The 15,993-nt window shown below is 73.0% G+C and carries 11 protein-coding genes; 8 read left to right on the top strand and 3 right to left on the bottom strand.

Features of this window, described 5'->3' with window-relative positions:
- Positions 1-128 precede the first annotated feature (128 nt).
- Positions 129-1,388, top strand: a complete 1,260-nt coding sequence (locus tag HDA34_RS01380) for a TerC family protein (protein ID WP_041102710.1) — start codon at positions 129-131, stop codon at positions 1,386-1,388.
- 53 nt (positions 1,389-1,441) lie between these two features.
- Here HDA34_RS01380 and HDA34_RS01375 read toward each other — a convergent pair whose 3' ends face one another.
- A complete protein-coding gene (locus HDA34_RS01375; protein WP_036315316.1) occupies positions 1,442-2,908 on the bottom strand; it encodes an alpha/beta fold hydrolase in 1,467 nt (488 codons plus the stop codon).
- A 32-nt stretch (positions 2,909-2,940) separates the two neighbouring features.
- Positions 2,941-5,574 (bottom strand): DEAD/DEAH box helicase, encoded by a 2,634-nt coding sequence (locus HDA34_RS01370; RefSeq protein WP_134377161.1) that lies wholly within the window; start codon positions 5,572-5,574, stop codon positions 2,941-2,943.
- A gap of 42 nt (positions 5,575-5,616) precedes the next feature.
- On the opposite strand from HDA34_RS01370, the gene HDA34_RS01365 reads away from it, so the two are divergent.
- Positions 5,617-6,540, top strand: a complete 924-nt coding sequence (locus tag HDA34_RS01365) for a methyltransferase domain-containing protein (RefSeq protein ID WP_036382741.1) — start codon at positions 5,617-5,619, stop codon at positions 6,538-6,540.
- A 30-nt stretch (positions 6,541-6,570) separates the two neighbouring features.
- Here HDA34_RS01365 and HDA34_RS01360 read toward each other — a convergent pair whose 3' ends face one another.
- On the bottom strand, positions 6,571-7,251 hold the full coding sequence (locus tag HDA34_RS01360) for an MBL fold metallo-hydrolase (RefSeq protein WP_036315309.1): 681 nt from the start codon (positions 7,249-7,251) through the stop codon (positions 6,571-6,573).
- A 114-nt stretch (positions 7,252-7,365) separates the two neighbouring features.
- Between HDA34_RS01360 and uvrA the strand changes: the two genes are divergently transcribed.
- From uvrA to whiA, 6 genes are read left to right on the top strand one after another with little or no spacing between them, the layout of a single operon-like run.
- Positions 7,366-10,350, top strand: coding sequence for an excinuclease ABC subunit UvrA (gene uvrA, locus HDA34_RS01355; RefSeq protein WP_036315307.1), 2,985 nt, complete (start codon positions 7,366-7,368; stop codon positions 10,348-10,350).
- A gap of 40 nt (positions 10,351-10,390) precedes the next feature.
- Positions 10,391-11,062, top strand: a complete 672-nt coding sequence (locus HDA34_RS01350) for a lysophospholipid acyltransferase family protein (protein ID WP_036315306.1) — start codon at positions 10,391-10,393, stop codon at positions 11,060-11,062.
- The gene (uvrC, locus tag HDA34_RS01345; RefSeq protein ID WP_036315391.1) at positions 11,055-12,980 is read left to right on the top strand and encodes an excinuclease ABC subunit UvrC; all 1,926 of its coding nucleotides are present in this window, start codon (positions 11,055-11,057) and stop codon (positions 12,978-12,980) included. The genes HDA34_RS01350 and uvrC overlap by 8 nt, the downstream gene beginning before the upstream one ends.
- The gene (rapZ, locus tag HDA34_RS01340) at positions 12,977-13,873 is read left to right on the top strand and encodes an RNase adapter RapZ (RefSeq protein WP_036315303.1); all 897 of its coding nucleotides are present in this window, start codon (positions 12,977-12,979) and stop codon (positions 13,871-13,873) included. The genes uvrC and rapZ overlap by 4 nt, the downstream gene beginning before the upstream one ends.
- Complete coding sequence (locus HDA34_RS01335; protein ID WP_134377162.1) at positions 13,870-14,916, top strand: gluconeogenesis factor YvcK family protein; 1,047 nt, start codon at positions 13,870-13,872, stop codon at positions 14,914-14,916. The genes rapZ and HDA34_RS01335 overlap by 4 nt, the downstream gene beginning before the upstream one ends.
- Positions 14,917-14,947: 31 nt before the next feature.
- On the top strand, positions 14,948-15,913 hold the full coding sequence (whiA, locus tag HDA34_RS01330; protein WP_036315298.1) for a DNA-binding protein WhiA: 966 nt from the start codon (positions 14,948-14,950) through the stop codon (positions 15,911-15,913).
- The last annotated feature ends 80 nt before the right edge of the window (positions 15,914-15,993 follow it).

Raw genomic sequence — 15,993 nt, 5'->3', positions numbered from 1 at the left:
CTGTGGACGTCAGCACGCCGCGGCCGCCGAGAGCGCGCCGTCGGCCGGACACAGGGGCCCGGGCCGCGGTCGCGGCGGGCGGAGAGACTTGCGGCACCGTCCCGACCCTTGATGCCGAGAGGTGACCCGTGGAAATCAACGGCCTGACCTGGGGCCTGACGATCGCGCTGATCGTCGGCCTCCTCGCATTCGACTACTTCGCCCATGTCCGCAAGGCGCACACGCCGACGATCCGGGAGGCCGCGATCTGGTCCGGCGTCTACGTCGGCCTCGCGCTCATCTTCGGCCTCGTGTTCTTCGCCTTCGGCGACACCCAGCACGCGGTCGAGTACTACACCGGCTACCTGCTGGAGAAGGCGCTCAGCGTCGACAACCTGTTCGTCTTCCTGGTCATCATGGCCAGCTTCCGCGTGCCCCGCGACTACCAGCAGAAGGTGCTGCTGTTCGGCATCACGTTCGCGCTGATCTCGCGCACCTTGTTCATCCTGCTGGGCGCCGCCGTCATCGCCGCGTGGTCGGACGTGTTCTACCTCTTCGGCCTGTTCCTGCTGATCATCGCCGGCGGCCAGCTCAAGGGCGAGATGTCCGGCGACGCCGAGGGCGCCCAGGACGAGGCGGACAACGTGATGGTCCGCCTCGTCAAGCGGTTCCTGCCCGCCTCCGAGCAGTTCGACGGCGACCGCCTCTTCACGACGGTGGACGGCAAGCGCCTCATGACGCCGATGCTCCTCGTGATGATCGCGATCGGCGCCACGGACATCCTCTTCGCCTTCGACTCCATCCCCGCGATCTTCGGCGTGACCCAGGAGGCGTACATCGTCTTCACCGCCACGGCGTTCTCGCTCATGGGCCTGCGCCAGCTGTACTTCCTGATCGACGGCCTGCTCGACCGCCTCGTCTACCTGGCCTACGGGCTCTCCGCGCTGCTGGCGTTCATCGGCGTGAAGCTGATCCTGCACGCCCTGCACGAGAACAACCTGCCGTTCATCAACGGCGGCGAGAACGTGCCCGTCGTCGAGATCCCCACGACGCTGTCCCTCGTGGTCGTCGTCGTGATCCTGGCGATCACCGTGGCGATCTCCCTGGCCTCGCCGAAGGGCCAGGCCCTGCGGGCGCTGCAGAACGCCGAGAAGTACTCGTATCGGTACTCGAAGCTGGCCGAGGACGCCGACCCGGCCGAGCGCGAGCGCGCCGCCGCCCTGATGGACCGCTGGACGGCCCGGGCCGAGGCCCTGGACCAGCGCTGGCGCGACCAGCTGCTCGAGCACAAGGACGCGTGGTCGGCCATCATCCGCACGGCCCACGAGACCCGGCTCGCCGATCCCCGTGACGACGACGCGCGCGGGGTCTCCGAGCAGATCGTGCGACAGGACGGGCCCACCGTCTGAGCCGATCACGGCACCGGGGGAGTGCTCCGCCGGCGCCCGGGCCCCCGGGCCGGTCAGTCGACCGGGTCGGGGGCCGTCGTCGTCCCGGCGCCGTCCGCCGCGGTCATCGCCAGGAGCCGGTCGAGGATCGCCGGCCCGTCGTCGGCGATGCCGTCGTGGTGGAAGGCGTCGGTCTCCCACACCTGCAGGCCGCGGACGCGCCGCGCCGTCTCGAGCGAGAGGTCCCGGTCCACGTACACGTCGTCGGCGTAGACCGCGGCGGCCACGGGGACGGTGTTCTGCGCCAGGGCAGCCACGTCGTAGAGCGGGCCCCACTGCGTGCGCTCGGCGAGCAGCCGCGCCGTGCCGGCCAGGGGCCGCAGCCGGGGGTCGACCTCGACGGACCAGGGCATGACGTGTTCGCCCGTGGGCAGCGGGACCGTGGTCGCCTCCGGGTCGAAGTCCGGGTGCTCGGCGAGCATCCGGGACGCCGACCAGCCGGTGTCCGCCCGGCCGCCGGCCAGGTCCGCCGGCTGCGCGTAGATCGCCTCGTGCAGCACGGTGTAGAGCGGGTTGACGAGGCGGTCGTCCTGGTCGGCGACGGCGGCCAGGAACGTCTCGGACAGGCGCGGCGCGGGTCCGGTGCGGTCCACGGCCTCGGCGAGGACCCAGTGCAGGCGGTCCACGCGGGTGTTGCCGCCCAGCAGCATGCCCAGACCCTGGGCCCGTCCCACGGTGAGCGGCCCGCCGCCGGGCAGGGGGATCGGGGCGCCCGCGGCCTCGGCGGCGCGGATCAGCCCCACGGCCTCCGACCACGCGTCGCGGTCGGCCGGGTGCCGGTCGAAGAACTCCTCGGTGCGGGCGCGCATCCGGGCGTAGGTGGCCCGGTAGACCCGGTCGGCGTGGCCGGTGAGCGGGGCGAGGCCGCCGGTCACCAGGCTGCGCTGCAGGCCCTCCGGGTGGAAGGAGAGATAGCTCAGCGTGCAGAACCCGCCGAAGCTCTGGCCCAGTGTGGTCCACGGCCCGGCGCCGAGGGCGAGGCGCAGCATCTCGGCGTCCCGCACGATCGAGGGCGCCCGCAGGTGCACCAGGTGCTCGGCGCGCGCCTCGTCCGTGGCGAAGGCGCCCGGGGCGGTCAGGGTCGCCACAGTGGCCGGGGTCGAACGCCCCGTGCCGCGCTGGTCCAGCAGCAGCACGCGGTGGCTCTCGGCCAGCGCGCCGAGCCAGCCGCTCAGGCGCGCCGGGCGGGGCCCGGCACTGCCGGGGCCACCCTGGAGGTACAGGGCCCAGGGGCGCTCGCCCTCGGGGTCGTCCTTCGCCCGGATCTCGCGGGCGAAGACGGTCAGCGTGCCGCGCCCGTGCGGCCCGACGCCGGTGCCCGCCGCGTCCTGCGCCTCGGCCTCGGCGAGGCCCAGCGCGTGGTCGATCGGCACCGAGAACCAGTGGTCCACCGTGACGGTGCCGTCGTAGAGCTCGGTGCGCTCGCCCACGCGGTGGCGGGCCGGCTCGAGGGGAGCGAAGCCGCGCGGGTCGCCCGCCACGGGCCGTCCTGCCGCCCGAGCGTCCCCGGCGCTCACAGGCCCCACCCGGACTCGGGCGCGCCCACGGAGACCACCCGGATCACGGGATGGCCCGCCTCGTCGGAGGCGTCCAGGTCGACCACGGCGTTGATCCCGTGGTCCAGGTCCCCGTCCGGGTCCTTCAGGACCTGCCGCACCGCCCACCAGCGCGGGCCGGCCAGCTCCAGCGGGGCGGCGACGTCGGGGGCCGCGGCCACGCGGAACAGCTCGGGGCCGCGCGCGGCGGGGCCGTCGTCGATGTCCTCGTGGTCGTCGAAGTAGGCGTCGAGGGCGTCGGCCCAGTCGTCGGCGGACAGCTCGCCGGACAGGCGCGCGAGCGCCTCGTCCCGCTCGTCGCCGAACAGGCGCACCCGCTGGAACATCGCGTTGCGGACCATCACCCGGAACACGGGCTCGTTGTCCGTCAGGCGAGGCGGCGCCGGCGGCTCGAGCGCCTCCATGTCCCGGCGCAGCTCGTCGATGTCCCCGGCCACCAGGTCCTCCCACTCCTCCAGGAGGGACGAGTCGGTCTGCTTCACCATCTCGTCGAGCCAGTCCAGCAGCACCTGGAGATCCTCGGTGCGGGCCGCCTCGGGCACCGTGTGGCGCAGCGCCTTGACCGCGTCCGTGAGGTAGCGCAGCAGCACGCCCTCGGACCGGGCGATCCCGTAGAACCGCACGTAGTCGCCGAAGCCCATGGCCCGCTCGAACATGTCGCGCACCACGGACTTGGGGGTCAGCTCGAACTCCGCGAGCCACGGGGCGTCCTGCCGGTAGAGCTCGAACTGCTGCTCGAGGAGCTCGGCCAGCGGCCGCGGGTGGGTGATCTCGTCGAGGGCCCGCATGCGGTCGTTGTAGTCCATGCCCTCGGCCTTCATGGCGGCCACGGCCTCGCCCTTGGCGTGCTTGACCTGGGCGGAGAGCACCTGGCGCGGCGGGTCGAGGGTCGCCTCGATCACGGAGACCACGTCGAGCGCGTGGTCGGGATCGGCCGGGTCCAGCAGGTCGAGCGCGGCGAGGGCGAAGGGGGAGAGCGGCTGGTTGAGCGCGAAGTCCGGCTGCAGGTCCACCGTGAGGTCCACGGTGCGGCCCTCGGCGTCCGGCTCGGGCAGACGCTCGACGACGCCCGTGGCCAGCAGCTCCCGGAAGATCCCGAGCGCGCGGCGCATGAGCACCGCCTGGCGGGCCGGGGTCTCGTGGGTGCCGCGCAGCAGGCGCCGGACCGCGATCACCGGGTCGCCGGGCCGGTCGAGGATGTTCAGCAGCATGGAGTGCGTGATCCGCATGCGGGAGACCAGCGGCTCCGGCTCGGCGGAGACGAGGCGCTCGAACGTCGCCGGCCCCCACGAGACGAAGCCGGCCGGCGGGGTCTTGCGCTTGCCGGACTTCACGGACTGCTTCATGCGCTTGGCCCGCTCGGCCTCGTCCTTGACGTTCGCGAACTTCGCCGCGGCCTTGCGCTCGGCCGCCTTGTTCTCGATCACGTGCTCGGGGGCCTGGACCACCACGGTGCCGGAGGTGTCGAAGCCGGCCCGGCCCGCCCGGCCGGCGATCTGGTGGAACTCGCGGGCCTGGAGCAGGCGGGTCTTCTCGCCGTCGAACTTGGAGAGCGCGGTGAGCAGCACGGTGCGGATCGGCACGTTGATCCCGACGCCCAGCGTGTCCGTGCCGCAGATGACCTTGAGCAGCCCGTCCTGGGCCAGCTTCTCCACGAGGCGGCGGTACTTGGGCAGCATGCCCGCGTGGTGCACGCCGATGCCCGCCCGGACGAGGCGGTTCAGGGTGTGCCCGAAGCCCGCGGAGAAGCGGAAGCCGGCGATCCGCGCGGCGATCGCCTCCTTCTCCTCCCTGGACGTCACCGAGATCGAGGACAGACCCTGGGCCGTCTCCACGGCGTCCAGCTGCGAGAAGTGCACGATGTACACCGGTGCCTGGTGGGTGCCCACGAGCTCCTCGACCTTCTCCTGCAGCGGCACCTCGGACCACTCGAACGTCAGCGGGATGGGGCGCTGCGCGTGGGCGACGACGGCGACCTCGCGCCCGGTGCGCTCGGTCAGGTCCGCCTCGAGGCGGGTCGTGTCGCCGAGGGTGGCCGACATCAGCAGGAACCGGGCCTGCGGCAGCTCGAGGAGGGGCACCTGCCAGGCCCAGCCGCGGGAGGGGTCCGCGTAGTAGTGGAACTCGTCCATCACCACGGTGCCGATCTCCATGCCCGAGCCCTCGCGCAGCGCGCGGTTGGCGAGGATCTCGGCCGTGCAGCAGATGATCGGCGCGTCACCGTTGACGGTGGAGTCACCCGTGACCATGCCCACGTTCTCCGCGCCGAACACGTCCACCAGCGCGAAGAACTTCTCCGAGACGAGCGCCTTGATCGGCGCCGTGTAGTAGGAGACGGCGTCGTGGGCGAGCGCGTCGGCGTGCGCGGCCAGCGCCACCAGGGACTTGCCGGAGCCGGTGGGCGTCGCCAGGATCACGTGCCGGCCCTGGACCAGCTCGAGGGCGGCCTCCTCCTGGGCGGGGTAGAGCGAGATCCCGCGGTCCTCGGTCCAGGCCGCGAAGGCCCCGAAGACGTCGTCGGCGTCCGGGGCCGGCGGGACCGCGTCGATGCGGTCGGTCAGCGAGGGCGGGTTCGTGGCGGCAGAAGTCATCGCCCCCAGGGTATCGGCCGCTCCGCGCGATACGGTGCCGCCATGAGTCAGATCGCGCCCGAGAGCCCGCACCCGGACACCGACGCCGTCGTGGGGGACGTGACCGGCCGACAGGGCGGGGGGTTCACCTGGGATCCCGCGCAGTACGAGGGCTTCGCCGAACACCGCGCCCGCCCCTTCCATGACCTGGTGGGGCGCGTGCGCGCCGAGGCCCCGCGCGTCGTGGTGGACCTGGGCTGCGGCCCGGGGACCCTGACCCGGACGCTGGCCGAGCGCTGGCCGGACGCCGAGGTGATCGGTCTGGACGACTCGCCCGCCATGCTGGAGCGGGCCCGGGAGCAGGCGGCCCGCACGGGCGCCCCCGCCAACCTGCGCTTCGAGGCGGTCGACGCCTCGCAGTGGCGCCCGTCGGGGGCGACGGACGTCGTGGTGTCCAACGCGATGCTCCAGTGGATCCCGACGCACCGTCGCCTGATCCGGCGCTGGCTCGGGGACCTCACGCCGGGGGCGTGGTTCGCGGCGCAGATCCCGCGGCCCTACGAGCAGCCCTCCCACGCGGCGATCGTGGCGCTGGCGGAGGACCCGGCCTTCTCCGAGCCGCTGCACGGGGTGGCGACGACCCGCACCGTGGCGCCGCCCGAGGAGTACACGCGGCTATTCCTCGAGGCGGGGTGGTCCCCGGTCGTCTGGGAGACGGAGTACCAGCAGGTGCTGACGGGCGAGGACCCGGTGTTCCGGTGGACCTCCGGCGCGGCCCTGCGACCGAGCCTGCAGGCCCTGGCCCGCTGGGACGCCGAGGAGGGCGCCGCCGAGGGCGCCGGGCTGCTCGAGGCGTTCGTGGACCGGTACCGCGCCGCCATGCGCGAGGCGTACCCGCCGGTGCCCGGTGTCACGGCCGACGACGGCGGCCCGGTCACGATCTTCCCGGCCCGGCGCCTGTTCATGGCGGGGCAGAAGCCGGCCTGACGCTGGGCCCGGGACCGCCCGGGCGCACCGTCACCAGCCGCGCTCGGCCCACTCCGGCAGGTGGGGGCGCTCGGCGCCCAGGGTCGTGGAGGCGCCGTGGCCGGGGTGGACCACCACGTCGTCGTCGAACGCGTCGAAGATCCGATCGCTCACGTCCGTGAACAGCTGACGGAACCGGCCGTCGTCGCCCTCGGTGTTGCCCACCCCGCCCGGGAAGAGGGAGTCGCCGGTGAAGAGCACGGCCGGCTCGTCCGCCTCGGGGCGGCACACCAGCGCGATGGACCCGGGCGTGTGGCCGCGCAGGGCCACCACCTCGAGCCGGAGCCCGTCCGCCCCCACGGTGTCCCCGTGGCGCAGGCGCACGTCGGGGGCGACCCCCGTGGCCTCGGCGATCGCGTCGGCGTCGTCCTCGCCGGCCGCCGTGCGGGCCCCGGTCAGGGAGGCCAGCGCCGGCAACGCGCGCACGTGGTCCCAGTGTCGATGCGTGGTGACGATCATCTCGAGGCGCGGCTCGCACGGGGTGTCGTCCGCGGCCGAGGCGATGAGGTCGCGGATGGCCTCGGCCTCGGCGGCGGCGTCGATCAGCACCTGCGCCCCCGTGGTCTTGGAGGTGAGCAGGTACACGTTGTTGTCCATCTCCGACACGGAGCAGGTGCGCACCGTGACGGCGGGCAGATCGTGCAGGAGGCGGTTCCGGGCGGTCTCGGGCATGCGCAACAGTGTACGGACGGGGCGGTGAGGCGCCAGGGCGGGCCCGGCCCGCGGTGGGTTCGCCCACAGGCGAGACCCCGGTGTCGTGTCCGTACCCGCCCCTATGCTGGCCGCGTGCCCAAGAACTCCTCCACCACCGTCTCCTCCGCCGTCGAGGCCCACCCCGGCGGCCTCGCCTCCGGCCCCGGCGGCGCGCGCTCGGGCGAGCGGGACCGCATCGTCGTCCAGGGCGCCCGCGAGCACAACCTGAAGGACGTGGACGTCAGCTTCCCGCGGGACGCCATGGTCGTGTTCACGGGTCTGTCCGGCTCGGGCAAGTCCTCCCTGGCCTTCGACACGATCTTCGCCGAGGGCCAGCGACGCTACGTCGAGTCGCTCTCCTCCTACGCCCGCATGTTCCTGGGCCGGGTGGACAAGCCGGACGTGGACTTCATCGAGGGCCTGTCCCCGGCCGTGTCCATCGACCAGAAGTCGACCAACCGCAACCCGCGCTCCACGGTGGGGACCATCACCGAGATCTACGACTACATGCGCCTGCTCTGGGCGCGTGTCGGGGTGCCGCACTGCCCGCAGTGCGGCGAGCCGGTGAGCCGGCAGACCCCGCAGCAGATCGTGGACCAGCTCGAGGAGCTGCCCGAGCGCACCCGCTTCCAGGTGCTCGCGCCCGTGGTCCGCGGCCGCAAGGGCGAGTTCGTGGACCTGTTCAAGGACCTGTCCACGCAGGGCTTCGCCCGCGCCGTCGTGGACGGGGAGACCGTCCAGCTCTCGGACCCGCCCGTGCTGAAGAAGCAGGTCAAGCACACCATCGCCGTCGTCGTGGACCGCCTCGCCATGAAGGAGGGCATCCGCCAGCGCCTCACCGACTCGGTGGAGACCGCCCTGAAGCTGGCGGACGGCCTCGTCGTGGCCGAGTTCGTGGACGTGGAGCCGGTCGCCGAGAAGGGCAGGAAGAACACCGCGGAGTTCGGCGGGCGGGACGCCGAGGGCAACCCCCGGTACCGCTCGTTCTCCGAGAAGCTCTCCTGCCCCAACGGGCACGAGCAGACCGTGGACGAGATCGAGCCGCGCTCGTTCTCCTTCAACAACCCGTTCGGCGCGTGCCCCGAGTGCACCGGCATCGGCTCCCGTCTGCAGGTGGACCCGGACCTCGTCGTCGCCAACGACGAGCTGTCCCTGCGCGAGGGCGCCGTCGTGCCGTGGTCGCTCGGCAAGTCCACCTCGGACTACTGGCTGCGCGTGCTCGGCGGGCTGGGCAAGGAGATGGGCTTCTCCCTGGACACCCCGTGGAAGGACCTGACGGAGGCGGAGCGCGACGCCGTCCTGCACGGCAAGGACTTCAAGGTGGAGGTGACGTTCCGCAACCGGTTCGGCCGCGAGCGCCGCTACACCACGGGCTTCGAGGGCGTCATCCCCTACGTGATGCGCAAGCACGGGGAGACCGAGTCGGACGGCGCCCGCGAGCGCTACGAGTCGTTCATGCGGGAGATCCCGTGCCCGGCGTGCCACGGGGCCCGCCTCAACCCCACGGTCCTGAACGTGCTCGTGGGCGGCCTGTCCATCGCGGACGCCACCCGCCTGCCCATGCGGGAGGCCATGGAGTTCTTCTCGGGGCTGCGGCTGACGGACCGGGAGCGGCAGATCGCGGACCAGGTGCTCAAGGAGATCCTGGCCCGGCTGGCGTTCCTGCTGGACGTCGGCCTGGAGTACCTCAACCTGGAGCGGCCGGCCGGCACCCTCTCTGGAGGCGAGGCCCAGCGCATCCGCCTGGCCACGCAGATCGGCTCCGGGCTGGTCGGCGTCCTCTACGTGCTCGACGAGCCGTCCATCGGCCTGCACCAGCGGGACAACCGCCGCCTCATCGAGACCCTCCTGCGCCTGCGGGACCTCGGCAACACCCTCATCGTCGTCGAGCACGACGAGGACACGATCGCCGAGGCGGACTGGATCGTGGACATCGGTCCTCGCGCGGGCGAGCACGGGGGCGAGGTCGTGCACTCGGGCTCCCTGGCGGATCTCAAGGCGAACACGCGGTCCGTCACCGGCGACTACCTCTCCGGGCGCCGCTCCATCGCGGTGCCGGAGCGGCGTCGCGTCCCGGAGAAGGGGCGCGTGCTGACGGTCCGCGGCGCCCAGGAGAACAACCTGAAGGACGTCTCGGTGGAGGTCCCGCTCGGGGTCCTCACGGCCGTGACGGGTGTGTCCGGCTCGGGCAAGTCCACGCTGATCAACGAGATCCTCTACAAGGTCCTGGCCAACCGGCTCAACGGCGCCAAGCTCGTGCCCGGCCGGCACCGGTCCGTGGAGGGGCTCGAGCACCTGGACAAGGTGGTCCACGTGGACCAGAGCCCCATCGGGCGCACGCCGCGCTCCAACCCCGCCACCTACACCGGCGTGTTCGACGCGATCCGCAAGCTCTTCGCAGAGACCCCCGAGGCGAAGGTCCGGGGCTACCAGCAGGGCCGGTTCTCCTTCAACATCAAGGGCGGGCGCTGCGAGGCGTGCGCGGGGGACGGCACGCTGAAGATCGAGATGAACTTCCTGCCGGACGTCTACGTGCCGTGCGAGGTGTGCCACGGGGCCCGGTACAACCGGGAGACGCTCGAGGTCACCTACAAGGGCAAGAACATCGCCGAGGTCCTCGACATGCCGATCGAGGAGGCCGCGGACTTCTTCAGCGCGTACACCCGCATCTCGCGGTACCTGGACACGCTCGTCGACGTCGGTCTGGGCTACGTCCGCCTGGGCCAGCCCGCCACCACGCTCTCGGGCGGCGAGGCCCAGCGCGTGAAGCTGGCGGCCGAGCTCCAGAAGCGCTCCAACGGCCGCACCATCTACGTGCTGGACGAGCCGACCACGGGGCTGCACTTCGACGACATCCGCAAGCTCCTGCACGTGCTCCAGTCCCTCGTGGACAAGGGCAACACGGTGCTCACCATCGAGCACAACCTCGACGTGATCAAGAGTGCCGACCACGTGATCGACCTCGGCCCCGAGGGCGGCTCCGGGGGCGGCACGATCGTGGCCGCGGGCACGCCGGAGGAGGTCGCACACGTCGCGGAGAGCCACACGGGCCGGTTCCTCGCGGAACTGCTCGCGTAGCATGGACCCCGCCCACGCAGGACGCGGACGAAGGAGAGCCATGGCGACGTCGGAGCCCGTGCGCAGGAGCGCCGCCGCGCTCCTGCGGCTCACCTGCCGCCCCGAGGTCGTCGGCATGGAGCACGTCCCTGCGCGGGGCCCCTTCGTCATGGCCTCCAACCACCTGTCCTTCGTCGACTCGGTGATCCTCCAGGCCCTCGCCCCCCGCCCGGTCCACTTCTTCGCCAAGGAGGAGTACTTCACGGGCACGGGCCTGCGGGGCCGCGTCCGGCGGCGGTTCTTCGAGTCCGTGGGCTCCGTCCCCGTCCGCCGGGGCGAGCAGGCCGCCTCCGTGGCCGCGCTCGAGTCCCTCGTGGGCCTGCTCGAGTCCGGCCAGGGCGTCGGCATCTACCCGGAGGGCACCCGCAGCCGCGACGGCCGCCTCTACCGCGGCCGCACCGGTGCGGCCTGGCTGGCCCTGGCCACCGGCGCACCCGTGGTGCCCGTGGGCCTCGTCGGCACGCAGCACCTCCAGCCGCCGGACACGAACGGCTTCCGTCCCCACCGGTTCTCCGTGCGCGTGGGCGCGCCCCTGGACTTCGGCCACCCCGGGCGTCGACACACCCTGCCGCAGCGCCGCGACGCGACGGCGGCGATCATGGACGCCATCGGCGCGCTCTCGGGGCAGGAGCGGGTGGACGCCTACAACGCCGCCCCGGGTGCCCGTGGCTGATCCGGCCTCCTACCGCCCGGCTCCGGGCGAGATCTCCACGTCGCCCGGCGTCTACCGCTTCCGCGACGCGGACGGACGCGTCGTCTACGTCGGCAAGGCGAAGAACCTGCGCGCCCGCCTGAGCTCCTATTTCCAGGACCCCGCCCGGCTGGCCACCAAGACCCGGACCATGGTGTTCACGGCGGCCGCGGTCGAGTGGACCGTCGTCGGCTCCGAGCTGGAGGCGCTCCAGCTCGAGTACACGTGGATCAAGGAGTACCGCCCCCGGTTCAACATCATGTACCGGGACGACAAGTCGTACCCGTACCTGGCCGTGACCATGAACGAGCAGTTCCCGCGCGTCCAGGTGATGCGCGGCGACCGGAAGCCCGGCGTGAAGTACTTCGGCCCGTTCCACCCGGCCAAGGCGATCCGCGAGACCGTGGACCTGATGCTGCGCGTCTTCCCGGTCCGCACGTGCTCGGCCGGCGTGTTCAAGCGGGCCCGCGCCCAGGACCGGCCGTGCCTGCTCGGCTACATCGGCAAGTGCTCGGCGCCCTGCGTGGGCCGGATCAGCCCGGCGGACCATCGCGCGCTGGCCCAGGACTTCTGCGACTTCATGGCCGGGGACGCGAACCGGTTCATCCGCGAGCTGGAGAAGGCCATGGCCCGTGCCGTCGAGGAGCTGCGCTACGAGGACGCGGCCCGGCTGCGGGACGACATCGCCGCGCTGCGCCGCGTGTTCGAGCGCAACGCCGTGGTGCTGCCGGAGAACACGGAGGCGGACATCTTCGCCCTGCACGCGGACGAGCTGGAGGTCGCGGTGCAGGTGTTCCACGTCCGGCAGGGACGCATCCGCGGCCAGCGCGGCTGGGTCATGGAGCGCGTGGAGGACGTCGCCGAGCCGGAGATGGTCGCGCACCTGCTCCAGCAGGTCTACGGCGACCTCGAGGGGCCGGAGCGCATCCCGCACGAGATCCTCGTCCCGGTCGAGCCCGACGACGCCGCACAGCTCACCGAGTGGCTCTCGGGCCTGCGCGGGTCCCGGGTCGCCGTGCGCGTGCCCCGGCGGGGCTCGAAGGCGGACCTCATGGAGACCGTCCGGGAGAACGCGGAGATGGCCCTCAAGCTGCACAAGTCGCGGCGGTCCGGGGACCTCACCACCCGCTCCGCCGCCCTGCGGGAGCTGCAGGAGGCCCTGGAGATCACCGAGCCCCTGCTGCGCATCGAGTGCTACGACATCTCCCACTCCCAGGGCACCAACGTGGTCGGCTCGATGGTCGTCATGGAGGACGGGCTGCCGAAGAAGAAGGACTACCGCCGCTTCAACGTCACGGGGGAGGCCGCCCGGGACGACACGGCGTCCCTGCGCGACGTCCTGCGGCGTCGTTTCGCCCGCCTGGCCAAGGAGCGCGCGGAGGGCGCCCCGCTCTCCGGTCAGGTCGAGGGGGACGATCAGGAGGCGGGGCGCCGCTTCGCGTACCCGCCCTCGCTCGTGGTGGTCGACGGCGGCCCGCCCCAGGTGGCCGCGGCCGCGGCGGTCCTCGAGGAGCTGGGCCTGGACGACCTGCCCGTGGTCGGGCTGGCCAAGCGGCTCGAGGAGGTGTGGCTGCCGGGCGACGAGTTCCCGGTGGTCCTGCCGCGCACCTCGGAGGGCCTGTACTTGCTCCAGCGCATCCGTGACGAGTCGCACCGGTTCGCGATCGCGGGCCACCGCAGCCGGCGGTCCAAGGCGATGACCGTCTCCGCCCTGGACGGGATCCCGGGCCTGGGCCCGGCCAAGCGCACCGCGCTGCTGAACCACTTCGGCTCCGTCGCCGAGATCCGGGCCGCCGGCGTGGACCGGCTGACCGAGGTCGCCGGCATCGGGCCGCGGCTGGCCGAGGCCGTCCACACGGCGCTCACGGCCGACACGCCCGCGGATACAGTGGAGTCATGACCGAGGAGACCCTCCAGCCGGAGAAGCCGCCGACATCCGAGGTGCTCGTGATCGCCGGGATGTCCGGCGCCGGACGGACCACCGCCGCGCACGCGCTCGAGGACCACGGCTGGGACGTGGTGGAGAACATGCCGCCGGCCCTTTTCGGCACGCTGGCCGAGCTCATCGCCCGCTCGCCGGAGGCGTTCCCGCGCCTGGCGATCGTGGTGGACGTGCGCTCGCGCTCCTACTTCGAGGAGCTGTACGCCGCCCTGCAGCACCTGGCCAACAGCGGAGTGGAGTATCGCACCGTGTTCCTCGATGCGGAGGACCACGTCCTCCTGCAACGCTTCGAGGCCGGCCGCCGCCCCCACCCGATGCAGGGCAACGCCCGGCTGCTGGACGGCATCCGCGCGGAGCGGGACGTCGTCGAGCCGCTCAAGGCGCGTGCCGACGTCGTGGTGGACACCACCGAGCTGAACGTGCACGGCCTGGCCACGGAGATCACCGAGCTGTTCTCGGAGTCCGGCCCCGTCACGCTGCGCCTGACCATCATGAGCTTCGGGTTCAAGTACGGCGTCCCGGCGGACGCGAACTTCGTGGCGGACATGCGCTTCATCCCCAACCCCCACTGGGTGCCGGCGCTGCGTCCGCACACGGGCACGGAGGCCGCGGTCGCGGACTACGTGCTCTCCCGCCCCGGTGTCGAGGACTTCCTGCGCACGTACGTCGCCATGCTGGGGCCGGTGTTCGAGGGCTACCGGCGGGAGAACAAGCACTACGCTACGCTCGCCATCGGCTGCACGGGCGGCAAGCACCGCTCCGTGGCCGTCGCCGAGGAGCTGGCCCGGCGCCTGGCCCAGGTGCCCCACGTCACGGTGCACGTCCAGCACCGGGACATGGGGCGCGAATGACGTCCCCGCTCACCGGCCAACTGCCCCTGCCGCCCGGGATGGGTTCGGAAGGGCGCGGGGTGGGTGCGGGCATGTCCCGCCCCACGGCCCGCGTCACCGCCCTCGGCGGCGGCCACGGCCTCTCCGCGTCCCTCGCGGCCCTGCGGCACGTGGCCGGGCACCTCACGGCCATCGTCACGGTGGCGGACGACGGTGGCTCCTCCGGCACCATCCGCCGGGAGATGGCGGTGCTGCCGCCCGGCGACCTCCGCATGGCGCTGGCCGCCCTGTGCGACGACACCGACTGGGGTCGGACCTGGGCCCACGTCATGCAGCACCGCTTCCGCTCCACCGAGGTGCCCGCCGACCAGGCCACCCTGGACAACCACGCGCTCGGGAACCTCCTGATCGTCGCCCTCTGGGAGCTGCTGGGCGACCCGGTGGACGGGCTGCGCTGGGCCGGCGCCCTGCTGCGGGCGCACGGTGAGGTCCTGCCGGTCTCGCGGGTGCCGCTGACCATCGGCGGGGACGTGCTCAGCGCCGGCCCGGACGGCCGCCTGCGCACCCGATGCGTGGAGGGCCAGGTGGCCCTCGCGGTCGCCGCGTTCGAGGGGCGCGTCACCGACGTCCGCCTGAGCCCGTCCGACGCCCCCGCCACCCCGGAGGCGCTCTCGGCGATCGAGCTGGCCGACTGGGTGGTGCTCGGACCCGGCTCGCTGTACACGTCGGTGCTGCCGCACCTGCTGATGCCGGACGTGCGCGCGGCCCTCGCCACCACCACCGCCCGGCGCCTCATGGTGCTGAACCTGCGCACGGGAGACCAGGAGACCACCGGCCTCACCCACGCCGACCACCTCAAGGTGCTGCGCTCCTATGCGCCGGACCTCCGGCTGGACGTGGTGATCGCCGACGTGGACGCGGTCACCGACCGGGCGGCGGTGGAGGCCGAGGCGGCCCGGATGGGCGCGCGCGTGGCGTTCAGTAGAGTGAGCAGTGCCCAGGATCCCCAGGTCCACGACCCGCTGCGCCTGGCCGTCGCGATCGACGAGGCGATGACCCACTGACGCGCGCACCTCGCCGAGAAGGAGCACGAGCATGGCGCTGACCATGACCCTCAAGGAGGAGCTGGCCCGTGTGCCGGTCGCCGCGACCCCGGAGCGGCGGGCGGAGACCGCGGCGATGCTGCGGTTCGCCGGGGGGTTGCACCTCGTGGCCGGCCGCGTCGTCGTGGAGGTTGAACTGGACCACGGCGCCAGTGCGCGCCGCCTGCGCGCCGCCATCACCGAGCTGTACGGCCTGGCCCCGGAGATCGTGGTGGTCTCCGGCGGCAACCTGCGCCGTGGTCAGCGGTACGTGCTCCGGGTCGTGCGCGGGGGAGAGGACCTCGCCCGGCAGACCGGGCTCATCGACCAGCGGGGACGGCCCGTGCGTGGCCTCGCGCCGGTCCTCGTCAGCGGGACGACGGCGGCCACCGCCGCCGTGTGGCGCGGGGCCCTGCTGGCCCACGGCTCCCTCACCGAGCCCGGCCGCTCGGCGGCCCTCGAGGTGACCACGCCGGGCCCGGAGGCCGCGCTCGCGCTGGTGGGGGCCGCGCGTCGGCTCCGCGTGGCGGCGAAGGCGCGCGAGGTGCGTCAGTCGGACCGCGTCGTGGTCCGCGACGGCGAGGCGATCGCCACGCTGCTCGCCGCCGTCGGCGCGGAGCAGACCGCGACCCTCTGGCGCGAGCGGCGCGAGCGCAAAGAGGTCCGGGCCACCGCCAACCGCCTGGCGAACTTCGACGACGCCAACCTGCGCCGTTCCGCCCAGGCCGCTGTCACGGCCGGGGCGAAGGTGGAGCGGGCCCTCGAGATCCTCGGGGACGAGGTGCCCGACCACCTTCGCTACGCGGGACGGCTGCGCCTCGAGCACAAGCAGGCCTCCCTCGACGAGCTCGGCCGCCTCGCGGACCCGCCGATGACCAAGGACGCCGTCGCCGGGCGCATCCGCCGGCTACTGGCCATGGCGGACAAGCGGGCCGCCGAGCGGGGCATCCCCGGGACGGACGCGGCCTCCGAAGGCTGAGCGCGGGATCACCGTCGACGGGATCTGGCCCCGGCGCTCCGCCCCCGATCACAATGGAGACGGACGGAATACGCCGCCGA

This window comes from Micrococcus luteus, from assembly GCF_014138885.1.
Classification (GTDB): Bacteria; Actinomycetota; Actinomycetes; order Actinomycetales; family Micrococcaceae; genus Micrococcus; species Micrococcus luteus.
Note: the sequence above shows the minus strand (reverse complement) of the source record. Positions and strands in the feature narration are given on the sequence as shown.

What these genes read in the sequence shown, in the direction of transcription:
- HDA34_RS01370 (WP_134377161.1), bottom strand. Translation starts at nt 5,574, where the DNA reads ATGACTTCTGCCGCCACGAACCCGCCCTCGCTGACCGACCGCATCGAC.
- HDA34_RS01365 (WP_036382741.1), top strand. Translation starts at nt 5,617, where the DNA reads ATGAGTCAGATCGCGCCCGAGAGCCCGCACCCGGACACCGACGCCGTC.
- HDA34_RS01360 (WP_036315309.1), bottom strand. Translation starts at nt 7,251, where the DNA reads ATGCCCGAGACCGCCCGGAACCGCCTCCTGCACGATCTGCCCGCCGTC.
- HDA34_RS01350 (WP_036315306.1), top strand. Translation starts at nt 10,391, where the DNA reads ATGGCGACGTCGGAGCCCGTGCGCAGGAGCGCCGCCGCGCTCCTGCGG.
- rapZ (WP_036315303.1), top strand. Translation starts at nt 12,977, where the DNA reads ATGACCGAGGAGACCCTCCAGCCGGAGAAGCCGCCGACATCCGAGGTG.
- HDA34_RS01335 (WP_134377162.1), top strand. Translation starts at nt 13,870, where the DNA reads ATGACGTCCCCGCTCACCGGCCAACTGCCCCTGCCGCCCGGGATGGGT.
- whiA (WP_036315298.1), top strand. Translation starts at nt 14,948, where the DNA reads ATGGCGCTGACCATGACCCTCAAGGAGGAGCTGGCCCGTGTGCCGGTC.